Origin of the sequence: Megasphaera sp. NM10, assembly GCF_000417505.1 — a bacterium.
Taxonomy (GTDB): Bacteria; Bacillota; Negativicutes; order Veillonellales; family Megasphaeraceae; genus Megasphaera; species Megasphaera intestinihominis.
The window spans coordinates 1-753 of the sequence record NZ_APHY01000175.1 but is presented as its reverse complement, the minus strand read 5'-3'; the positions used below and the strand labels follow the sequence as shown (position 1 = coordinate 753).

1 protein-coding gene is annotated in these 753 nt (G+C 51.8%); it reads right to left on the bottom strand.

What is annotated here, in order from left to right; all coding sequences use genetic code 11:
* The coding region (locus NM10_RS12925; protein WP_192813578.1) for a transposase at positions 1 to 386 on the bottom strand (386 nt) is incomplete at its 3' end.
* Between the last annotated feature and the right edge of the window lie 367 nt (positions 387 to 753).

The window sequence follows — 753 nt, the reverse complement described above, 5'->3', positions numbered from 1 at the left end:
ATTTTTGTCCCATCGATGAACAAATTCTTCAGCGATAAGGCCCCGGCCTGAGCCAAGACGGCGATCCATGTCGGCAACAAGGTCCGGCTGCATGCCGCCATATGATGAGAACGGAAACGGGCGATAGTCGCATGATCGGGAACGGGTTTCCCTTCCAGCAGATATTGGAAATTCAAATCTCTCCGGCAAGCCGATTCAATACGACGGGAACTGAAAATCTGGTTCATGCTGGCATAAATAACGATGGCCAGTAACTGGCGTGGTGAAGCCTGATTTTTCTCGATACGAGAATACGTCTGGTACAGCGGTGATAAATCCATCCTTTCTATGAGCAGCTTCACTAACCGCACGGGATCGTCATCCGGAATCTGAAATGAAATATTCAAGGGAAGTGATAGTTGATAAGGCGCTTCCCATATTGTATAATTGACATGCGTATTTAGTGTCGTCATAACTCTATTTTACGCGCAATCCCGGGCTTTTTACAGTCCGGGATTTGTTTTTTTCAGATTTTTTTGTTCAGCCCTAATGGATACGGCTGCCTGGCCCCTGGCGGGTGACATTGCGGGAACGACCTCGGTCCGGCGCGGTCCGGGTAGGCCGTGCCGGATGCCGTGCGTGCTATTTGCGTCCGGCGTGCTGCTTTGTTTGAGCGCAGCGAGTTTCAGCACGCCAGCAAATGGCACTCTCGGCAAGAGGAGTGGAGCACGCGAACCAGCTAGGGGCCAGGTGGCCGATGCCAACCTCTTCTGA